This window comes from Kitasatospora sp. NPDC058046, assembly GCF_042885595.1.
Lineage (GTDB): Bacteria > Actinomycetota > Actinomycetes > Streptomycetales > Streptomycetaceae > Kitasatospora.
This window is the reverse complement of the sequence record NZ_JBHVRS010000027.1, coordinates 41,920-63,148: the sequence shown is the minus strand read 5'-3', so window position 1 is coordinate 63,148 and position 21,229 is coordinate 41,920. Positions and strand designations below refer to the sequence as shown.

Annotated in this window: 16 protein-coding genes; all 16 read left to right on the top strand. The window is 72.5% G+C overall.

Annotation, left to right across the window (positions count from 1 at the left end; translation table 11 throughout):
- Window positions 1-17: 17 nt before the first annotated feature.
- The 16 genes from ACFVU7_RS37925 to ACFVU7_RS37850 all read left to right on the top strand — a co-directional run bounded on the left by ACFVU7_RS37925 (window position 18) and on the right by ACFVU7_RS37850 (window position 21,215).
- The gene (locus tag ACFVU7_RS37925; RefSeq protein WP_388050312.1) at window positions 18-1,349 is read left to right on the top strand and encodes an aspartate aminotransferase family protein; all 1,332 of its coding nucleotides are present in this window, start codon (window positions 18-20) and stop codon (window positions 1,347-1,349) included.
- Window positions 1,346-2,098 (top strand): hypothetical protein, encoded by a 753-nt coding sequence (locus tag ACFVU7_RS37920; protein WP_388050309.1) that lies wholly within the window; start codon window positions 1,346-1,348, stop codon window positions 2,096-2,098. Before ACFVU7_RS37925 ends, ACFVU7_RS37920 begins: the two co-directional genes overlap by 4 nt.
- On the top strand, window positions 2,095-3,312 hold the full coding sequence (locus ACFVU7_RS37915) for a hypothetical protein (protein WP_388050306.1): 1,218 nt from the start codon (window positions 2,095-2,097) through the stop codon (window positions 3,310-3,312). The genes ACFVU7_RS37920 and ACFVU7_RS37915 overlap by 4 nt, the downstream gene beginning before the upstream one ends.
- A 16-nt stretch (window positions 3,313-3,328) precedes the next feature.
- Complete coding sequence (locus ACFVU7_RS37910; RefSeq protein ID WP_388050303.1) at window positions 3,329-4,201, top strand: TauD/TfdA family dioxygenase; 873 nt, start codon at window positions 3,329-3,331, stop codon at window positions 4,199-4,201.
- A gap of 32 nt (window positions 4,202-4,233) precedes the next feature.
- Window positions 4,234-5,592, top strand: a complete 1,359-nt coding sequence (locus ACFVU7_RS37905) for a hypothetical protein (protein ID WP_388050300.1) — start codon at window positions 4,234-4,236, stop codon at window positions 5,590-5,592.
- Window positions 5,592-6,914: a hypothetical protein gene (locus ACFVU7_RS37900; protein ID WP_388050297.1), complete on the top strand. Its 1,323-nt coding sequence runs from the start codon at window positions 5,592-5,594 to the stop codon at window positions 6,912-6,914. Before ACFVU7_RS37905 ends, ACFVU7_RS37900 begins: the two co-directional genes overlap by 1 nt.
- Entirely contained in the window at window positions 6,911-8,611 is a 1,701-nt protein-coding gene (locus tag ACFVU7_RS37895) for an amino acid adenylation domain-containing protein (RefSeq protein ID WP_388050294.1), read from the top strand. The genes ACFVU7_RS37900 and ACFVU7_RS37895 overlap by 4 nt, the downstream gene beginning before the upstream one ends.
- Entirely contained in the window at window positions 8,608-10,785 is a 2,178-nt protein-coding gene (locus tag ACFVU7_RS37890; protein WP_388050291.1) for an HAD-IA family hydrolase, read from the top strand. Before ACFVU7_RS37895 ends, ACFVU7_RS37890 begins: the two co-directional genes overlap by 4 nt.
- Window positions 10,782-12,701 carry a hypothetical protein gene (locus ACFVU7_RS37885; RefSeq protein WP_388050288.1) on the top strand — a complete coding sequence of 640 codons (1,920 nt, stop codon included), beginning with the start codon at window positions 10,782-10,784 and terminating at the stop codon, window positions 12,699-12,701. The genes ACFVU7_RS37890 and ACFVU7_RS37885 overlap by 4 nt, the downstream gene beginning before the upstream one ends.
- A 61-nt stretch (window positions 12,702-12,762) precedes the next feature.
- Entirely contained in the window at window positions 12,763-13,308 is a 546-nt protein-coding gene (locus tag ACFVU7_RS37880; protein ID WP_388050286.1) for an AAA family ATPase, read from the top strand.
- Entirely contained in the window at window positions 13,305-14,174 is an 870-nt protein-coding gene (locus tag ACFVU7_RS37875) for a phosphotransferase family protein (protein ID WP_388050284.1), read from the top strand. Before ACFVU7_RS37880 ends, ACFVU7_RS37875 begins: the two co-directional genes overlap by 4 nt.
- 147 nt (window positions 14,175-14,321) lie before the next feature.
- Window positions 14,322-15,185 carry an NUDIX domain-containing protein gene (locus tag ACFVU7_RS37870; protein ID WP_388050281.1) on the top strand — a complete coding sequence of 288 codons (864 nt, stop codon included), beginning with the start codon at window positions 14,322-14,324 and terminating at the stop codon, window positions 15,183-15,185.
- A gap of 87 nt (window positions 15,186-15,272) precedes the next feature.
- On the top strand, window positions 15,273-16,739 hold the full coding sequence (locus ACFVU7_RS37865) for a hypothetical protein (RefSeq protein ID WP_388050279.1): 1,467 nt from the start codon (window positions 15,273-15,275) through the stop codon (window positions 16,737-16,739).
- A 101-nt stretch (window positions 16,740-16,840) separates the two neighbouring features.
- Entirely contained in the window at window positions 16,841-18,679 is a 1,839-nt protein-coding gene (locus ACFVU7_RS37860; RefSeq protein WP_388050277.1) for a hypothetical protein, read from the top strand.
- Window positions 18,676-20,772 carry an integrase gene (locus ACFVU7_RS37855; protein WP_388050274.1) on the top strand — a complete coding sequence of 699 codons (2,097 nt, stop codon included), beginning with the start codon at window positions 18,676-18,678 and terminating at the stop codon, window positions 20,770-20,772. Before ACFVU7_RS37860 ends, ACFVU7_RS37855 begins: the two co-directional genes overlap by 4 nt.
- On the top strand, window positions 20,769-21,215 hold the full coding sequence (locus ACFVU7_RS37850; RefSeq protein WP_388050271.1) for a hypothetical protein: 447 nt from the start codon (window positions 20,769-20,771) through the stop codon (window positions 21,213-21,215). The genes ACFVU7_RS37855 and ACFVU7_RS37850 overlap by 4 nt, the downstream gene beginning before the upstream one ends.
- The last annotated feature ends 14 nt before the right edge of the window (window positions 21,216-21,229 follow it).

The window sequence follows — 21,229 nt, the reverse complement described above, 5'->3', positions numbered from 1 at the left end:
ACCGGAGGCGATTCATCATGCCCGCCACCCTGTTCGACCCGGCGCGCCGCGCCGACAGCGGCCACCTGTGGCACCCGTGGAGCCCGATTCGCAGTGACAGCCCACGCCTGTTCCTGACCAGCGGTGAGGGTTGCCGCGTCACCGACGACACCGGCCGCAGCTACCTCGACCTGCGCGCCGGCACCCTGAACGCCACGGTCGGCTACGGCGAGCAGCGCGTCGTGGACGCGATCGCCCGTCAGGCCCGGCAGCTGATGACGTGGGACCTGGCGGAGGTGGCCACCGAGCCGGCGGCACTGCTGGCCGAGCGGATCGCCGCGCTGTGCCCGCAGGGCCTGTCCCGGACCCTGTTCTGCAACTCCGGGTCCGAGGGCGTCGAAGCCGCCCTCAAGATCGCCCGGATGTTCCACTGGATCACCGGAGACAAGGAGCGGACGGTCGTCGCCTCGTGGGCCGACGGGTACCACGGCGCGACGACCGCGGGGATCGCCGCCACCGGGGCGGCATTCCGCCGTGACGGCGCCGGGCCGCTCCCGGAGGGGTTCCTGCACCTGGCCACGCCGAGGTGCGCCGCCTGCGCGGCGGGCGCGCCCGGGCACGAGTGCCGGGTTCCCGGCGTCGGGGAGTGGGAGGCGCAGCTCGCGGCGGTCGGCGCGCACCGGGTGGCGGCGATTCTGGTCGAGCCGGTGCTCAGCGTCGGCGGGGTCGTCGTGCCGCCGGACGGCACCCTGGCCGCGTTGCGGGCGCTGTGCGAGCGGCACGGCATCCTGCTGATCGCCGACGAGGTCGCCACCGGGATCGGCCGCACCGGGCACATGCTCGGCTTCCAGCACGACCTGGGCGACGGCACCGGCCCGGACATCGTGGTCACCTCGAAGGGGCTGGCCGGCGGGTACGCGCCGCTGGCCGCCGTCACGGTGCGCGAGGACATCTACGAGGCGTTCGCGGACGACCCGTACCTGGGCGGGCTGCGGCACGGGCACACCACCGGCGGCCACGCGACGTCGTGTGCGGCGGCGCTCGCGGTGCTGGACATCGTCGAGGGCGAGGACCTGCCAGCCCGGGCCGCCGCCGTCGGCCGGGCCGTGCGCGAGCAGTTGTCAGCCGATCTGGCCGGGAACCCGGCGGTGCGGGAGGTGCGCGGCCGCGGGCTGCTGATCGGCGTGGAGACCTCGTCCATCGGAGCGGCGCAGGACGTCGCCGCGCTCGCCCAGCGGGCCGGCGTCCTGGTGCGGGCGTTCGGGCCGGTCCTCACGATCGCGCCGCCGCTGGTCATCACAGAGGCCGACGCCCTGGCCGGCGCCCGGACCGTGGTCGACGCCCTGCACGCCGTGGGCGGTGCGCGGTGAGCGGCGGGCGCGACACCGTGGTGCTGCCGTGCGCGGGCACCGGAAGCCGCCTCGGGCTGCCGATCGCGAAGGAACTGGTTCCCACCGGGCCGGGGCGGGTCGCCCTCGACCACACCCTGGACCTGCTCGCCCAGCACGCCGAGCGGCTTCGCGTGGTCGCCGTGCTCGGCCCCGGCCGGGAGGCCACCGCCCGCCACCTGACGGCCCGCTGCGCCGACCTCGGCCTGCCGCTCGCGCTCTGCTCGCAGGACGCGAAGCTGCCGGAGTCGACCGGCGCGGTGCTGAGCTGCGCCGCCTGGTGGGGCCCGGCCACGGCCGTCCTGCTGCCGGACCAGATCCTCACCCGCCCGGTCCCGCACGCGATCGGCGGCCTCCTCGATCTCGTTGGCGCCGGTCACCGGGCCGCGTTCCTCACCGCCGCCGAGAGCGACCCCCGGCGGCTGGCCGTCGACGGGGCCCTGCTCCTGGAGACCGCCGCCGGCGATCCGTGGCCGCGGGTCGCCGACTTCGCGGACAAACCCGGCCTTGAGCGGGCTCACCGCTTCAACGCCGTCTGGTTCGCCTACGCCTTCGCCGGCGCCCACGGCCCCTCGGTGCTCGACGTGCTGCACCGCGCGACACTTCACCGGCCGCTCGGGCCCGGGGGCCTGGCTCCGCTGCTCGGCGCGCCGACGCTCGACGTCGGCCCGTTCACCGACCTGGGCACCTGGCCGAGCCTTGCCGCGACGATCACCGGGAGCGCCCTGTGACGACCGTCCTCATCCACTCCGGCCCCTACCCGGTGGACAACCAGCTCGGCGGCATCGGGATCCGCCTGTGGGAGACGGCCCAGGTCCTGGCCGACGCCGGCCACCGGGTCACCATCGCCGCTCCGCGCCCCTCCGGCTTCACCCACCCCGGCGTCACCGTCACCAGCAGGCCGTGGGAGGAACTCCTGCCCGCGCACCGGGTGCTGGTCACCACCGACCTGCCCGACACGCGGCTGCTGCTCGCCGCCCACAGGGCCGGCATGTTCCTGGTCGTCGAGAACGCCCCGCCGATCGAGCACCTGCACTACGACACGCTGGCCGGCGCCGACGGGCAGGACCTGTACGCGGACACGGTCGCGCGCTGGCGGCTCCAGCTGATGCTCGCCGACCACGTCCTGGTGCGCTCCGAGGCCGAACGCGCCTCCACCCTCGGCGCGCTGGTGGCCACCGGCCGCCTGTCCGCCGCCCACCACCGCGCCGCTCCCGCCCTCGACCACCTGCTCAGCCTCGTCCCGATCGGCCACAACCGGCACTCCGCCCAGAGCGCAGTCGCCGCGCCGACCGGGCCTGCGGTGGACATCGTGTGGAGCGGCGGCGCGTGGGAGTACTGCCACCCCGCCCCGCTGCTGCCCGCCCTGGACCATGCCCGCGGCCTCGGCCGGGAGCTGACGCTGCGCCTGCTGTACGAGCCCGGCCCCGCCTTCCGCGCCCAGATCCGGGCCCTGGGCCTGGACAACCTGGTGCAGCTTCCCGACGGGCCGCTCGGGCACCACGGCCGGGACCGGATGCTGAAGGGCGCCCGCTGCCTCGCGGTCACCGGAAGCCGCACGGCGGAGTCCCAGACCTGCCACCGGCTGCGCCTGCGCGATGCCGCCCTGTACCGGCTGCCGGTCGTCGTCGACCCGCACGGCGCCACCGGCGAGGTGGTCGCCGCCCTCGGCATCGGCCCCGTCGCCGACCCGGCCGACCCGAGGGCGCTCGCCCTCGCACTGATCGCCGCCACCGACGACGGCCCCGCCCGCGACGGCCACCTCGCCGCGCTCGACCGGGCCGCTCCCCGCTTCGACCTCGAACGCCACCTGCAGCCGCTCCTGCGGCTGATCGCCGGGTGCCGGCCCGCGCCCGACCGCGACGACCCGGCCCACCGTGCTGCCGTGGCCCGGCTGCTCGCCGACACCCCGGCCCTGACCGCCAGCGCTCCCGCCATCATCTGACCGACCGGAGGCTCCCGTGCCCGCTCCCGCCATCACCCGCCGAACCCCGGCCCGCGTCACCGCCCCTCTCCAGCTGCCCGGCTTCACCCCGGCCCCCGCCGCGCCCGTCGTCACCACCGGCTGGGGCGTCCCCGAGCCCGCGGCCCGCCACCGGATCGCCGAGGACTACCGCACCCGCGGCTACGCCGTCGTCCACGTCCCCGGCACCACCCCGGCCGAGGCCGACCTCGCCGCGCTGGCCGACGCGCTGAACCTCGGTACCGCGTTCAGCCCCCCCCAGTACCGCGGCAGCGCCCACACCCGGGGCGCGGTCAGCCGCCTCACCGCCACCGCCGACCCCGCCCACCCCTTCCAGGACCGGGCCGGGCAGAACCTCCACTGCGACGCCACCCTCCAGCACCTCGGCCAGGTCGCCACCACGGTCATGATCTGCGTACACCCGGGCCGCTCGGGCGGCCACACCCAGCTCTTCAACGCCGTCCAGGCGTTCGCCGAGCTGCAGGCCGCCGACCCCGAGGCGGCTGCCCAGCTCACCCACGAGCGCGCTCTGCTGCGCACCTCCACCTTCGTCGACGGCCTGTCCACCGCCGGCCCGGCGTTCGGCCGCGACCCGTCCGGAGACCTGATCACCCGCTACAGCCTCACCGCCACCGACTCCTACCACCCCACCGCCCCCGGCCGGCAGGAGCACCTGGACCGCGCCCTCGCCGCGCTGGCCGACGCCGCCGACGAGGGCTCGCGGCACCGCGCCACCTTCACCCTCGCCGCCGGGCAGGCCCTGGTCCTGGCCAACGACAAGCTCTGCCACGGCCGCACCCCCTTCACCGACGACCCCGCCGCCCCGCGCCTGCTCCTGCGCGGCCTGTTCACCACCCGCCCCACCATCTGACGCCCGTCCGCCATCCACGCCAGGAGCACGGCATGACCCTCACCCGCGAACCCGCCCGCACCCTCGACACCGGCCCCGCCGGCCCGAGCGGCGCGCAGCTGCTCACCACCGCCCTGACCGTCCTCGCCGGGCACGAGCGCGCGGCCCGGCAGGTGATCAACCTGGTGCCCGCCGAAAACGCGATGTGGTCCGTCGCCCGACTGCCGCTCATCGCGGACCTCGCCGGCCGGTACATGTTCGACCAGCACCCCGACCCCGACGCCGCTGAGTGGCGCTTCCCGGGGGCCCGCGACGCGCAGTGGCTGGAGACCGGCCTCGCCGTCCCCCTGCTGCAGCGGATGCTCGGCGCCGCCCACGTCAACGTAAGGCCGCTGTCCGGCCTGCAGGCCATGGAGATGACGCTGGCCTGCTACCCGGCCGGAGCGCCCGTCGCGGTCCTGTCCCCGAACCAGGGCGGGCACTACGCCACCGCCGGAATCGCCCGCCGCCTCGGCCACCACGTCCTGACCCTCACCGGCCCCGACCCGCACCGCCTCGACCTCGGGCAGCTCGCCGAGCTGTGCGCCCAGACGCGCCCGGCGCTGCTCTACATCGACCAGTGCCACACCCTCGTGCCCTACGACATCGCGTCGATCACCGACACGGTGAAGAAGGCGTCGCCCGGGACTCTGGTACACGCCGACATCTCCCACCTGCTCGGCCTGGTCCTCGGCGGCGCCGTCCCGAACCCGCTCGACTGCGGGGCGGACAGCCTGTCCGCGTCCACCCACAAGTCGTTCCCGGGCCCGCAGAAGGGCATCCTGGCCACCAACAGGAGCGGCATCGCGGCATCGTGGCAGCAGGTGCAGCCGCAGCTGATCTCCAGCCACCACTTCGGCTCCGTCGCGGCGCTGGGCCTGTCCCTCGCGGGCTTCGCCGACCGCGCCGGCGACTACGCGCACACCGTCGTCGCCTGCGCCCGCTCGCTCGGCAAGCACCTCGCCTCGGCCGGCTGGGACGTCGCCGGCGCGGACTTCGGCCACACCCGCACCCACCAGCTGTGGGTCACCACCACCCCGCGCCTGAGCGCCCGGGCCGCCGCCGAGCGCCTGTACGCGGCCGGAATCCGCGTCAACTGGCTCGACGACCTGCCGCTCGGCGACCCGGCGCTGCGCCTGGGCCTGGCCGAGGCCGTCTGGTGCGGCCTCACGCCCTCGGACATGCCCTTCCTCGCCCAGCTCATCGACCAGGCCCTCACCGGCGCCCGCGAGCCGGCCGACATCGCCGCCGACGTCGCCGTCCTGCGCACCGGCGACCCGCATCCGTTCGCCGCCCACCCCGACGAGGCGGCCACCGCCGCCCTGGGCGAGATCACCGCGCTGCTCGGCGGCGGGGAAGGGGGGATGTACTGATGGCGCTGCCCGCACCCGACCTGGCGGCCGACGCCCCGTGCGTCGCGGTGTACCGCGATCTGCGCGACGGGGTGGCCCGATCGTCCGCGCAGATCGGCTACGGCTACAACCTCTACCCCGCCGCCCCGGCGACCGCCCGGCACCTGCAGCAGGTCCTCGCCGCGTGCCTGCGCGACAGGCGGATGCACGAGTACGGCACCAGGCACGACGAGCACGACCGCGCCCTCGCGGCCACCCTGGCCGGCGAGTACCTCGGCGTCCCGGTCGCCGAGGACCAGGTGATGTTCTGCGCGGGCGCGAGTGAGGGGATCGGCCTGGTCTCCCGTTACCTGACGGCGTGCGACGCCAGCATGATCCTGCCCGCGCCGTGCTACTTCGCGTTCGAGCAGACGCCGCGCCGCCACCCCCTCGCCATCGCCGGCCGCTACCGCGGCGACGGCGCCGTCCACTGGTCCGGCGGCGGCTCCCGCCACACCGCCGTCGTCGAGATCCTCCCCAACGGCGTCACCGGCACCTCCTTCCGCCCGCCGGCCGTCCAGGCCGACTTCCGCGTCCTCGACCTGGTCTTCCAGGCCAGCGGGCACGACACCCACCGGCACCTGGTCGCCGACCACGCCCGCACCGCGCTGGCCGGCCGCCTGACGGACACCGCCGTCCTGATGACCCCCTCCAAGGATCTGTCCGTGCCCGGACTGCGCTCCGGACTGCTCATCAGCGGCGACACCGCCCTCGTCGCCACCGCCCGCGACGACGTCTTCGACCGCACCGCCAGCGCCAACCCCATGGCCGGACAGCTCGTTCTGCTCTACCTCACCGTCCTGCTGATGGCCGAGGCCGCCCACGCCCCCGACCCGCGCGACTTCGCCCGGCGCCACGCCTGGATCCGCGCCCAGTACGCGCGCCACCAGGTGCCCACCTGCCCGACCGAGGCCACCTGCCGGGCGATCACCGACCACCTGGACCGCATGGCCGCCCACTTCACCGACGCCTTCCGCCTCCTCGCCCAGCACGGCGCGGACCTGCTGCACGTCAGCGACGACATGCGGCCCATCGCCGGATACTCGCTCCTGCCGCGCCTGAACGTCGACCTGCCCACCCCGGACGACCTGGTGACCTGGATCAACACCGTCGGACGGCGCTTCGACCTCAAGCTCAACCCCACGCTGCTGTTCGGTGGCGACCGCTCCTCCTGGAACACCCTCTACCCCGGCGAGCCGCGCATCCGCGTCAACCTGTCCGTCCCGCACCACGACCTCGTCCACACCCTCGACCTGCTGCGCACCGCCCGCCGCGAACTCGACCGTGTGGGAGCGCCGCGATGAGCGCCCTCACCCGCCTGATCACCGCCGCCGCCCGCACCCGGCCCGACGCCCCGGCCGTCGACGACGGCGAACGCCCATGGGCGTGGGAACGCCTGGACGCCGAGACCCACGCCTTTGCCGCCGCGCTGCTGCGCGCCGGGTTCACGGACGGGCCGCTGCTGCTCGCCGCGGCGCCCGGGCCCGCCTGGGTGACCGCGCTGCTGGGAGCGTGGCGGTCCGGTGCGGTGGCGGTGCCGCTCGACGCGGGGCACCCGCCCGCCCGCCTCGCCCGCATCGCGGCCGGGTGCCGGGCGCGCGCAGCGGTCACCGCCGACGGCACCACCCCCCACTGGGCGCCCGCACTGCCCACCATCGCGGCCGGCGCCCGCGCCGCAGGCAACCTGCCGGAGGTCCCCGACGACGCGACCGCGTGCCTGTTCCACACCTCCGGCTCCACCGGTACACCCAAGCCCGTCGTCCTGTCCCACCGCGCCCTCGCCGAACGCACCCGGGAGATGCCGGCCGCCGCCGGCCTCACCGTCACCGACCGGATCGCCCAGTTCACCTCCCCGGCGTTCGACGCCGTGCTGTGGGAGGTGCTGTGCGCCCTGGCCACCGGCGCCACCCTGGTGACCGCACCCACGCCCGCCCGCACCCCCGGGCCCGCCCTGACACGATGGCTCGCCGAGCAGCGGATCACCGCACTGACCTGCACCCCCAGCCAACTCGCCGCCACCCCCGCCCCCGATGCCGGGCTGCCCGATCTGCGGCTGCTCGTCCTGGGCGGCGAAGCCCTCCACCTGCGCCCGCTCACCGCCTGGTTCACTCCCGGCCGGCGGATCGCCAACGCCTACGGGCCCACCGAGGCCGGCATCGAGGCGTTCCTCGCACCCGACATCGGCCCGCACAACGACCCGGTGCCGATCGGCTGGCCCCTGCCCGGCGTCGTCCCACTCGTCCTCGACCACGACGACCAGCCGGTCCCGGACGGCGAAGCCGGCGAACTCCACCTCGCCGGAACCGGACTCGCCGACGGCTACCTGCACCGGCCCGAGGCAACAGCAGCCGCGTTCCCCACCGTCACCGACCCCGCCACCGGCCGGCCGGTGCGCGCCTACCGCACCGGCGACCGCGTCCGCCGCCTGCCGGACGGCCAGTACACCTTCCTCGGCCGCACCGACCGCCAGCTCAACCTCCACGGCGTACGTCTGGAACCCGGCGAGATCGAGGCCCGCTCCGTCGACCACCCCGAGGTCCGCACCGCGGCCGCCGTCCTGGACCCCGACCGGCAGCAGATCACCCTCCACGCCGAGACGACCACCGGCCTCACCCCGGCCGCGCTGCGCCGCCACCTCGCCGACCACCTGCCGCCGGCCGCAGTCCCCGCCCGCATCACCTGCCGCCCCGCGCTCCCACGCACCGCCGGCGGCAAGATCGACCGCCGCGCCCTCGCCGCCGAACCCACCGATCCCAACCCTCCGCCCGGGCCGCCCGGAACCGTGCTGCCCGAGCCGCTGGCGACGTGGTGGCACACCGCCACCGGCACCCCGGCCTCGGCCGGCGGCGACTTCTACATCGCAGGCGGCGACTCGCTGGGCGCCCTCGCCCTGCTCGCCCGCCTCAACGAGCACTACGACACCGACCTAACCATCGGCGCGTTCACCGCCGACCCCACCGCGGAGCACCTGCTGCGCACCATCGAACGGAGGAGCCGATGAACCGCCCCGCCGCCCAGGCCCGCATCCGCGGCATCCTCGTCGACCTCGACGGCGTCGTGCGCCTCTGGCGCCGCCAGGGCGCGAACGCCGCCGAGGCCGAACTCGGCCTGCCGCCGCGCACCCTCAGCGCCTACACCTCCAGCCGCCACAGCGACGCCGCCCACGCCGGGGCGCTCACCTGGGGGCAGTGGACCGCAGGAGTGCGCGAGCGCATGGCCGCCGGCCTCGGCACCGACAGCGCCGACCGGGCGTTCGCCCTGTGGAGCGCCGACCGCGGCGAGCCCAACCCGGCGATGGTCTCCCTTCTGCGCCGCGCCCGCGCCGCCGGCCTGACCACCGCCCTGCTCACCAACAACACCACGATCCTCGACGCCGACCTCGCCCACCACCGCCTCGACACCCTCTTCGATCACATCCTCAACTCGGCCATCTCCGGACTGACCAAGCCGAGCCCGCGCGCCTACGAACACGCCCTCGCCACCATGGGACTGAGCGCCGACCAGGTCGCCTTCACCGACGACTCCGACATCAACAGCGACGCCGCCCGCGCGCTCGGTCTGCACGCCCACCACTTCCGCGAGCCCGGCGGCGCCGACGCCTTCGAACAGCACCTCGCCGGCCTCGGCATCACCCTGCCCAGCGACCCGGGCCGCCCAACGCCGCCGGAACCGGTCAAGGCCGTCGCGCCGCCGCCCGGCCACGCCGAGCACGACGACCACCAGAACCTGAGCATCCGCTACCTCGCCACCGGGCTGCCCGCCGACGCCGTCGCCACCCGTCTCACCACCTGCGACGCCGCCTGGGCGCAGCCCACCAACGAGCACACCCTGGCCTCCGGTGGGCCCGACGGCCGCGTCACCCAGTGGCGGCTCGTCCCGTCCGGCACCGAGGCGGCCCACGCGGCCGGGCACCCCGGCGCCTGGATGCCGCAGCCCGCGCCGCCCGGCGCCGAATACCTGCCGCCGTGGACGGCCGCCACCCGCGCCGAGGCGGCCCGGCACGCCACCGCCCTGCTGACCGAGACCGCCGCCGCCCTCACCCGCACCGCAGGCGCCCACCGCGGCGGCGACCGGCTGTCCGCGGCATTGCACCTGGACACCGCACGCCATGCCCTGACCCGCCTCGCCTCGATGCTCGCCCGCCGCCAGCCGCGCCCCTGGCCCGACGCCACCCACGCCCGCTACCTCGGCCACGCCGCCACCACGCTGCTCACCATCTCCCTGACCGCCGACCCGACCACCCCCACCGGGCTCTGCCGCTCGGTGACCGCCCTGCTCCACCTGCTCAACAACCTGCGCCGCGCTTCAGCCCTGCTGCTCGGCGCCGAGACCGCCTGGCCCTGGCCCGACCTCGAACGCCACCTCGTCCCCCTCCTCGACGCCACCCTCACCGCACCCGGACCCGACGTGCTGTACGGCGCGCGCCTCGCCGCGACCTACGACGACCACCGGGCGGTCGCGCCCGCTCTCGCCGACGCCCTGCGCGCCTTCTCCGCCGACCATCTCGCCGGGCGCGACGTCCTCGAACTCGGCGCCGGCACCGGCCGCATCACCGCCCACCTCGCCTCCGGGGCCTCGACCTACACAGCACTCGAAGCGTCCCCGGACATGGCCGCCCTCCTGACTGCCCGGAACCTGCCCGGCGTGCGGCTCTTCCTCGGCGACGCCCTCGCCATCCCCCTGCCGGACGCCAGCGCCGACACCGTCGTCGAACACGAGGCGCTGCTGTTCACCGGCGACCCGCTCGCCGCCACCGACCAGGCCCTGCGGGTGCTGCGCCCCGACGGCCAGTTGGTACGCCTGCTCCTGCACGCCCACGGGGACGACCCGGCCGCCGACCTGGACGCCGCCTACCGCAGCGCGGCCTTCCAGGGCCGGCCCGCCCCGCTGATCACCGGCAAGGGCACCGACCACCTCGTCACCACCCACCTCGCCGCCGATCACGGCCTGGCCACCACCGACACCCTCCTCGCCGAGTACACCGACCAACGCCCCCTGGCCGAGGTGCTGTCCGCGCTCGCCGCCCGGGCCTGGCCCTACCAACACCAGGCCGACACCGATCAGCACGCCGCCGGGATGGCCGCCGCCGAGGAACTCGCCCAATCCCTCCCGCACGCCGGACAACCGGTCCGCTACCGCCTGCGCGCCCTGACCACCCGGCTGGAGGCACGGTGACCCTTCCGCGCCTACCGGACGGCTACGCCTGGGCCACCGGCCTCGACCACACCCATGACCTACTCACCGACGCGACCGTCCCCCTCCTGGCCACCGGCAACCGCGAACGCGACGAACGGATCGCCGCCGTCCTCGCCCGCTACGGGCCCGCCTCCGGGCCGCTCCCGCGCCCAGCCGGTGCGTGCGCCCGCGTCGTGTCCACCGGCGACGACCCGCGCCTGGGCCGGCTCGCCGCCACCGCGCTCGGCCGCCCCCACCACCACTACCCGACGCTCACCCAGGCCCTCGCCGACCCCGGCCCGGCCGGCGGCAGCGTCCTGCTCCCCGCCGCCCCCGACCACCTGACCCTCGCGCATCTGCTGCCCGCCCTCGACACCTGGACCCGCACCGGCACCCGCCTCGGACTGCTCACCGGCCGCGACACGCCCGCCGCCGTGTTCCTCCTCGCCAAGATCCTCGCCGCCGCCCCCTCGACCCCGGACGGGGCATCCGCGCTGATCGACGGCACCACCGGCCGCTCCCGCCACCTCCACCGGCCCGGCGCACCCAGGCTCACCACCGCCGACGCGATCAGCTCCCCCTGGCGCACCCTGCTGATCGACGCGCACGGCTCCGCCGCCCACGCCCACCTCGGCACCGCCGTCCTGTGCGGCCTGAGCGGCGATGCCGAACGCACCACCCGCACCGGCCACCCCGTCCCCGGCGGCTGCACCCCCACCCGGTGCAAGACCGCCCCCTCCAGCGGCCTCACCGTCCACCACCCCCACGACCTGCACACCGACGTCCTCGGCCTCTACATCTGCAACGCCATCACCCTCGGCCCCGACGAGCAATACCCCACCACCGTCAACCTCGCCCTGGACGCCGTCGACGGACACCCGGCCGCCGTCTTCGGCCTGGTGCGCGGCGACGCCGACACCACCAGCGCCGACCCGCACGCAGCCGCCGACCTCCTCCACACCGGGGCCGACCTCGGCACCGTCACCATGGACGCCAACCGCCGCGCCGCCGAACGCGGCCTCACCGCAGGGGCCGCGATCCTCCTCGGCGACCCCGACCACCACCCCCACCCGGTGCACAGCGACCGCCCCGCACCCCCCGCGCCCCGCACCAGCCACCCCCGCCCACCCGCCACCCCCACCCCCGAACGGGACCGGGAACTCGCCGACTGGACGCGGCGCGCAACCGAGGCCGCCCTGTTCGAAGCGGCCCTCGGCGACTCCCTCGCCCACCGTCCCGACCCGGGCCTCGACCAGTCCCTACGGTCCATGGGCGAAGCACGCGCCGCCGCCCAGACCCTCCTACGACGCGCCGCCCCCACCGGGCGCCTCGACCACGAAGGGCTGGAACGCCTCGCCGGCCAGTGGGCCGAGCACGCGCTCGCCCTGCTCACCCGAACCCGCGGCGGAGCGTTCGGCCGCCAGCTCACCGCACTGCGCGCCACCCACCGAACCCTCCGCACGACACCGGCTCCGCCGTGCCCGCACTGCGCGACCCCGTTGACCGCGGAGCACCTCACCAGCGTGCTCGGCCCATGCGACCGCATCACCGTCACCTGCCCACGCTGCGGGCCCGCCCACAGCCACCCCGCCAGCCAGACCCCTCTGACCGTCCACGCCCCCGCCGCCATCCACCCCGGCCAGCCCTTCACCCTCACCGTCGACGGCCCCGAACACGGCCTACTCGCCGTCCACCTGCGCCCGCGCAGCAGCCGCTCCGGCAGCTACGCCCACACCACCACCGACCTCGCGCCAGGGCCGCTGACCGTCGACCTCGACGTCCCCACCGACCTGGTACCCGAACTCGACCGGCTCTGGCTCGTCCACGCCGACCAGTTCCGCCTCGCCCTCCACCAGCGGCGCGTACCCGTCCTGCCCACCGAGTGCAACCCTGACACCAGCACCCGCACGGCGTAACCCCCGGCCGGCTACCGCAGTTGGCCCAACACCACCACCCAGCGACGAAAGCGAGACCCCAGTGATCATCTGGCTCAACGGCCCCTTCGGCGGCGGCAAGACCACCCTCGCCACCACCCTGCAGCAGGAACTGCCCGGCGCCGTCCTCTTCGACGCCGAGGACGTCGGCTTCCTCCTGCGTGACGTCTTCCCCGGCAAGTACAAGGACTTCCAGGACAACCCGGCCTGGCGCCCCCTCGTCGCCCAGGTCGCCGTCCACTGCCACCAGGAGAACGACGGCCACCCGGTGATCATCCCGATGACCCTGCTGCGCCAGGACTACGCCGCCGAAATCCACGGCGCCATCCGGGCCGCCGGCATCCCGCTCCAGCACCTCCTGCTCCACGCCGACCCGGACACCGTCCTCGACCGCATCAACGCCAGCGTCGAGTACCCCGACAACGAGACCCGCTCTGAGAAGGTCCGCGCCTTCCGCCGCGGCAAGCTGCCGATCTACACCAGCGCGTACGACGGCTGGCTCGCCGCCGACGCCGAGGTCATCGACACCACCCACCTCACCCCTCGCCAGGTCGCCGACCAGGCGTTGAAGATCATCGGCGCGCTGTGACCACCAGCGTCTGCGAGGCGATAGCGCGCCTCACCGGGCCGGCCGAGGTCGTCGCCGACCTCAGCTGGCCCGGCACCACCGCAACCGTCCGTCTCCTGCGCCGTCCCTCAGGCCAGCACCTGGTCCTCAAGGCGAACAGCAGCCCGGACTGCTTCACCCGCGAGCTGCACGCACTGCGCACCTGGACACCCGCCCTCGGCACGGCGGCACCCCAGCTGGTCGACGCCGACGAGGACGCCCGCGTGCTGCTCATGACCGCACTGCCCGGCAGCCGCCTCGACCTCGCCACCCTCACCACAGCCCAGGAACAGGACGCCTACCGGCAGACCGGCCACCTACTGCGCCGCCTCCACGAAGCCGGCCCGCCGCAGACGATCACGGACTTCGGCCGCCGGCGCGCCGCCTACCTTCGCGCCCGGCTCACCGGTCCGACCCATCCCCTCACCACCGCCGAACTCGACTTCGCCCTGGCCGCCATCGACCAGTTGGAGACCCTGCCTGAGCAGAAGGCCCTGCCCTCCCACCTGGACCTCACCGCCCGCAACCTCCTCGCCGACACCGACGAGCGCGGCCGAGTGCGGATCGCTGTGATCGACTTCGAGACCAGCCGCTACGAGGCCGCCGGCCGGGACTTCCTCCGGATCACCCAGCGCACCCTGCGTACCCGGTCCGACCTCGCCGCCGCCTTCTACACCGGGTACGGCCGGCGGCCGACCGAGGAGGAGCAGTGCCTCATGCGGTGGTGCGGGATCGGGGACGCCGCAGCCATCGCCGTCTCCGCAGCGGCATCCGGCCACCTCGACTTCTCCCGTGAGGGCCACACGGCACTGCGATCCGCCATGGCCGCAGTACGACCGGATACCTGAGCGCTGTGTCGGTACACACCGCACCCCGTTGGTACGGGGTTCCGCCCCCGAGGCCCAATCCGGGCACGCGCAACACCACCAGGCTGCCTTCAGCGAATCCGGTGGTATCCGCGGACACCCGGACCCGTTCCACGTGAGGAGCACCGCTTGCCACCGTCAGCCCCCGCGATCCGCGCTACCGTCCTGCGGTACTTGGAGCGCCACCCCGACGAGCGCGCTGCACTGCAGCCTCTGCTCGCCCTGCTGGACCGTGCCCCGGAGCCGACCAGCCGGGCGACCCTGCCCGCACACATCACCTGCAGCGCCGTCGTGATCGACCGCGAGCGGCGGGTTCTGCACATCCACCACCGGGCAACCGGCGGGCTGCGGCTCTGCCCCAGCGGGCACTTCGAGGCCGGTGACCCGAGCCTGCGGGAAGCGGCGCTGCGCGAGGTGTGCGAGGAGGCCGGCCTCGCGCCCGGCGGCCTGTGCCTGACCCCGCAGCTCCTCGGCACCCCGCTGGACATCGACGTCCACGAGATCGACGCCGACCCCGCCAAGGGGGAACCGGCGCACCGGCACTACGACATCCGGTTCGCCTTCTACCTCACGCCCGGCCGGCCAGCCGTCGTCGATCCACAGGCCGAGGAGGTCTCGGGAGCCGAGTGGCGGCCCTTCGACCAGGTCGGCTCGCCGTCGCTGCGCGCCAAACTGCTCGCCGCCGGGCTCGACGGCCGGGTCGAACCGGTGAACGCCTCCGCGGTGATCCACGACGGCCGGGGCCGCTACCTCCTCCACCTGCGGGACGACTACCCGGGGATCTGGGCGCCGGGCGAGTTCAGCCTGCTCGGCGGCGGCCGCGAACCGCACGACCGCACCCTGGAGGACACGCTGCGCCGCGAGCTCGCCGAGGAGGCCCCCGGCCTCCAACCGGGCGCGCTGGAGCCGTTCACAGTGGAGTTCGCCACCGGCACCGGAGGCCTGTGCGTGCCCGTCCAGATCTTCTTTCCGCTGTTCAGATCTGTCTCATGAGACCTGTGGTTCAGTCTTGATTCGTCGTGGCGGTACGAGACAGGTGAGCTGACGAGAGTTCCATCAGGTCCCTGGGGAGGAGAAAGTGTGGACCTTGCCTTTGTCCAGTCCGGCCTGCTGGAGAGGTACCTGGACACGGATGTGATCACCGCAGCGGAGGTCGCCGCGTTGTTGGAGCGGAGGGGCGTCCTCGACGGGACGCCGGTGTACCTCGATGAGGAGACACAGATGCCGATCCCGCCTCTGTGCGAGTTCGGCAGGTATCTCTCGACGTCCTTGCTGGATGAGACCACGCTGAAGGACTACGGGCGGGTGATTGGCCGGCTGGACGACCATCTCGCTGACCTGGACAGCGATGTGCTCTCGGCGACGGAGACTGATCTCGTTTCGTATCGTGGCCATCGGACTCAGAGGCAGAAGAAGCCGGTTGGCGGGTCGGTCTGGAAGCGGGAGTCGTTCGTCTTGGACGACTTCTACGGCTTCCTCGTCGACCGGAAGATCTTGGCGAACCGCCCGGCGCGGGTGGCCGCACGGGGACGCAACGCGTTGGCGCCACGGGTCCGGGCGGGCATGGACATCCGACACCTGACGTTCGAGCAGTACCGGTACCTCCGGGATGTTGGGCTGGGCGGGCAATTACCCAACGCCCAGGTGGATGGGACCTTCCGAGGATGGTCACCACTGCGCGGCCGGGCTGGCTCGGACATTGCCCTGGGGTCGGGGATGCGGTGGCGGGAGTGGGCGACTGTGTTATTGCCCGAGATCGGTCTGTGGCCCGGATTGCCAGGCGGAGGCGCGGAGTTCCAGCTCCAGGCTTGCGCGAAATACGGCAAAGCTCGCCCGGTCTACGTCCCCGAGGACGCCGTGGCTTCCGCTGATCTGTTTTGCGTGCTCGAGCGTCCCGACATCGTCCGCAAGGCGGCCCGGAGCCTGGAACGCAAGGCCCGTGACCTGTTCATCGTCGACGAGGTCGACGTCGCAGGTGGTCGGGTGAAGGGCGTTCAGGACGGTGTCGTGCGCGAATACGAGATGTCGGCCATGGACGCCAGGCTGCGGCGGATCACCGTCTGTGAGGGCGAGTTCGGTCTGGAGGCTCTGACCTTGTTCGTCTGCCGTGGAGGCTTGATGCCGGGGGCGGACGCCTGGAAGAGCTACCGCCACCGGGCCTGGGCACGCATGACAGCCCTCGCCGACAGCACCACGCCACTCCTGCCGACTCGGCGCTGGAGGTGGCACGACCTGCGGCATACCTATGCTCTGCGGCTTTTGACCTATCTGGAGAACCTGATGGACGGCGAGGAGCCGGACCTCAAGGCCCGCCGTCGCCGACACCGTTCGTACTTGACCGGGCACATCCGGCACAACCCGCTGCTGGTCGTCAGCCGCAGACTCGGTCACGCGAACCCGGAAACGACCTACGAGTACCTCCAGTACACGGATGACCTGATCAACGAATTCGAGGCCGCGTTCAACGGCTGGGTGGGCGACGGTGAGGCGACCTACACCGAGATCGCCTCGCACGTCCTGTCCGGAGCGAACGGGGGCCGCCGATGACCAGGCCACGCAGGAAGGTGAAGAGCCGGACGAACGAGGAACGTGCTCGGCTTCTTGCAGCGCTGGCGAACCCGGCCCCACGAGGAGGAACCGGTCCCAGGGTGGTGCAGCTCCCCGGGCGCCTCGTGGCGCTGGACCCCGCGGACTACCGCTGCTCGCTGCTGGCTGTGCAGCTTGCGGACGAGTGGGTCGAGTACGTCGCAGCCACCGAGATCGGGAGCCAGGCGGCGAACTACAAGCGCGCGATCGATCAGCTTTGCCAGTACGTGGACAAGGCGCTCGGTGCGGAGGCCGCAGGAGCAAGTCTGGCCGATCCGGGTCTCTTCGACACGCTGGTGAGGTGGGAATTGTCCCTTCCTGAGGAGTACGACGAGGGCTCGACCAGGCCCTATCTGCTGGCCTCCTCGCTACGTGTGCTGGTGATCCGGCGCGACGACCATGACGAGCGGACGGTCGCTGCGGATCTGGCCCGGCTCGCCCGCGGCCCCGCGCTCCTGGGCAGCGGGGAGAGCAAGGAGCGAGACGAGTTCACCCGCAAGGAAAAGCTGGCCCTGGTCCGGGCTGCCTGGACGAGCGCTCATGCCACCCGCAAACGCATTGAGGAGAGCTGGGCCCTCGCGGCACAGGGACGTCATCCCGATCAGGGCAGCTGGACCAACATCGCCGACCTCCTTTGGGGCCTGGCCCATGAAGAGATCACCGTCGAGGACATCCGTCGGCGGGTGCCTCTGTCACGCGAGTGGCCGTTGAATCTGGTGGAACTCACCGCCGGGCCGGGGCGGGCGCCCAGACCTTCGACCGCACGCATGCAACTGGCACGGAGGCTGGTTGCGCGGTTATATCCCACTGCCCTTGACCTGCATGCGTTCCGTGTCCTGCTGATGGACGCCACCGGCCACGCCTCCGAAGAGGTCACCAGCTTCGGCGAGGCCGGCGTGGAGTTCCTGCCGAAGGGGGTCCGGCTGACCCTGCTCAAGAACCGCGCCGAGCGGCTGCGGCACCGGGCCTTTCGCGACCAGAGCCCGCCCGAAACTCCGGTTCCAGATGACGAGGGCAGCAGCGAGACACTCACCGTGAACTGGCCCCGACGCGAGGCCAGCGAGGTGGTCCGACAGCTCATGGACCTCACGGCCCGGGCCCGCGCCAAGGCCCCGCACATCACCGACACGCTCTTCGTCAGTGCCGCCGTCCGCCCCGACCACACCATCGTGTTCAGCCGGTGGGACCCTAGCCAGGGCAGAGCACAGTTCCGCCACTGGCTCGACGCCATGGACGTCAAGATCAAGGGCGACCGGCACATCGGGCGCCTGCGCAAATCGACCAAGGTCGAGAAAGCTATCGTCACCGAGGGCCGCATCGATGCCGCAGCGGACGACCACACCGAAGAAACCTTCGCCGGCCACTACGCCCAGGGCACCACACTGCGGATCATGTCCGGCCGGACGATCAGCACGGCTCAGCAGCACTGGTTCGACCAAGCACTCGACCGCGTCGACGGTCCCACCGTCGTTACCGGCACCGAGGACATCGACCAGGACCAGCTAGAAGTGACCGGCCTGACCCCGGACGAAGCCGAGGGAATCATGACCGGCCAGCTCGACATGGGCGTCTCCCACTGCAAGAACCCGTATCAGGGCCCCTATAGCCGCCCCGGTGAACTCTGCGCCGTCGCACCGCTGCGCTGCCTGGAATGCCGCAACGCCTGGATCCTGCCCACCAACTTGCCTCAACTCCTGTTATTTAAAGCGCACTTGGATCGACTTCGCACGCTTCTGACCCCCCTGGACTTCGGTCGGCTTTGGGGGCAAAGCTGGGTGAACCTGAAAGCCGTCCTGGATGACCGAACCCCCGAGGAGCTCTCTCTGGCCCGAAAGCACATCGAGGCCGGCGAGGCATTTCTGGACCTGCCGCTGGCCGCCCACACGGAGTTCGACGGATGAACCTTCCCTTGCCTCAGCAGCGGCGCCCATCACTGTTCCCGGACGACGAGCCCATCGTCCAAGGCCGATCGCTCCTGCCTGCGGCTCGAGAACCAGGGGCCTACCTCCCTCGGTTCGGCGACACCAATTTTTGGGACTTCAACGGGGTGGTAAAGCGGCCCGCCAACGTCAACGCCGCTGACTGGAAGGTCAACTTCACCCTGGAGCTCGCGGACCCGTACTGGAATCTGCTGGCGCGAGAGCTGATGATGCTCCTCTTCAACCAGCGTCACCCTGTGGTCCTCAAGCGCGGCGTCGTCCTCGACGGATCAAGCAGTCCCCGCACGCTGAGCCACATCGCCTCGCGTTTGCGGGTCACGGCCCGTTGGGCCCATAAGAACGGGCTCCCGCCGCATCCGGATGGATGGTCGGTCGAGGACTTGCGGCAACGCATCGCGGATATGTCGACCGAAGGCGCTTCTCCCGAGTCGATCAAGAATCATGTGAGCACCCTGAAGAACTTGGCGGCCGCCACGCCTGGCCTGAGCCTGCCCTGGCCGGAGGGCGATCCATGGCCGGGCCAGAGTGCCCGCCAGGTCGTCGAGCTCACGTCCAAGGGGACCCTCGCCACCCCCACCGTTCCCCCGGAGACCTGGTTTCCGCTGATCCGCGCGGCCTGGGCCTACATTCACGACTTCGCCCCCGATGTCCTGCGCGCCGACGGTCGGCTCCGTGACCTCAGAGCAGCGGCCCGAACGTCGACCGTTGACATCGACGAGCAGCTCGATGAGTGGCTCGCCGACCCCTCGAACAAGATCCCCGTCCATGCCGGTTCCTTGGACGGGCAGGCCCCCGAAGTGCAGTGGGCTCTGCTGACGCTCCTCCTCGGCTACGAGAGTGACTGCAGCTCTGCGCTGCTCAGCGGTTGCAGTCCGGCGCGGGAACGCCGGCGGACCCTGATCCTGGACGCGGTCGCCGAGGGCCGGATCACAACCCACGCGCTGAGCGGAGAACTGGCACAGGTCACCCGAACGGGTGGCATCACGGAGTCGTGGCACCCTGGCATCGACACACGCGCGCTGTTCGACTTGAAGACGGCGCTTCGTGATGCGGCATTCACGTTGGTCGTGGGCTTGTCAATGATGCGCGACTCGGAGATTCACGAGATCCTGCGGGACCCCGTCGTCGAGCACTACAGCACCCCCGCCATCTCCTCCACGAAGATCAAAGGCACCACCGACCGCCCTGGAAAGCACTGGTGGATTGCTGAACCTCTCGTCGAAGCTCTCACGGTCGCTGAGGCCGTCTCGTTGCACCCCGAACGTGTCTTCGCTCCTGTCCGCGCCAACAAGGAGGACGGCACCGTCGACGGCGTCAGAATGCTGAAGGCGTTCGTGACGTTCGTGAACGCCAACCGTGCCTGGACCGGGCTCGACGAGATTCCCGCCACCTACATCCGACCGCACATGTTCCGTCGAACGATGGCGATGCTCACCGACCAGTTCCCCGGCTCCGAAATCGCCACGGGCATCCAGCTCAAGCACATCGCCACCCGCGCGCTGGCCAACGCCACCACCCGCGGCTACGCCGCCTCCGACAAGGAATGGGCCAAATACCTCAAAGACGCCCTCGACAACGTCAAGTTCCGCAAGATCAAAGACCTCTACGAACGTCACACCGCAGGCGAGGAAATCGGCTTCGGCCCCGGCGCCGAACGCATCAAAGACGCCTTCGATCAGATTGATGCCACCGTCAAGGCCCGCAACGGCGACGCCCGTACCACCGACACCCTGCTGCGAACTACCCGAATCCACATCCGCTTCGGCCTGCTCAACAACTGCACCGCCGACCACAGCAACCCAGTCGGAGCGGTCTGCCTGGAGAACGCGATCATCCCCGAAGGACACACGGGGCCCCTCGACGAGCGCTGCCGGCCAGACCGATGCGCCAACAGCATGATCGGCCCCGAGCACCTGCCGATCTACGACTCCCACCAGCGCAAACAGCTAGAGATCATCAACAACCCCTCCATTCCCGCCTGCCGTCGGGACCTCGCCGAACGCGAACTGGACATCACCCGCAACGTGATCTCGATGGCGAGGAAAGCCCAGTGACTCACGCCGCTGCCACCCCCGAAGACCAGGTCAGCCCCAAGACCGCCGCATCTCTGCGAGCAGCAATGACCCGCCTCTTCGAAGGCCGCCCGCAACGGACAGACGGCCGCCTCACCAAGGAGAACCTTTACAAAGAAGCCCAGGTCAGCCGCGCGACCATGAACCGCGCGCACGCCATCCTCGCCGAGTGGGACGCCCACATCACCGACAACGGAAAGACCACCCCGGGCGAGGCCAAACGCGACGCGACCATCGCCGATCTTAAGAAGCGACTGGCCAAGAAGACTCAGGAATACACGCTCCTGGAGAACAAGCTCAAGGCCGCTCACACCGCGATCGCCGCCCTCTTTCACGACAACGAAGCCCTTCGGCAGCAGCTCGACAAGGGCGTCTCAACCACCGTCACGCCCATCCGCCTCCGCGGCCCCCGCCGAACCCGTTAACGCCCTGATCAAGG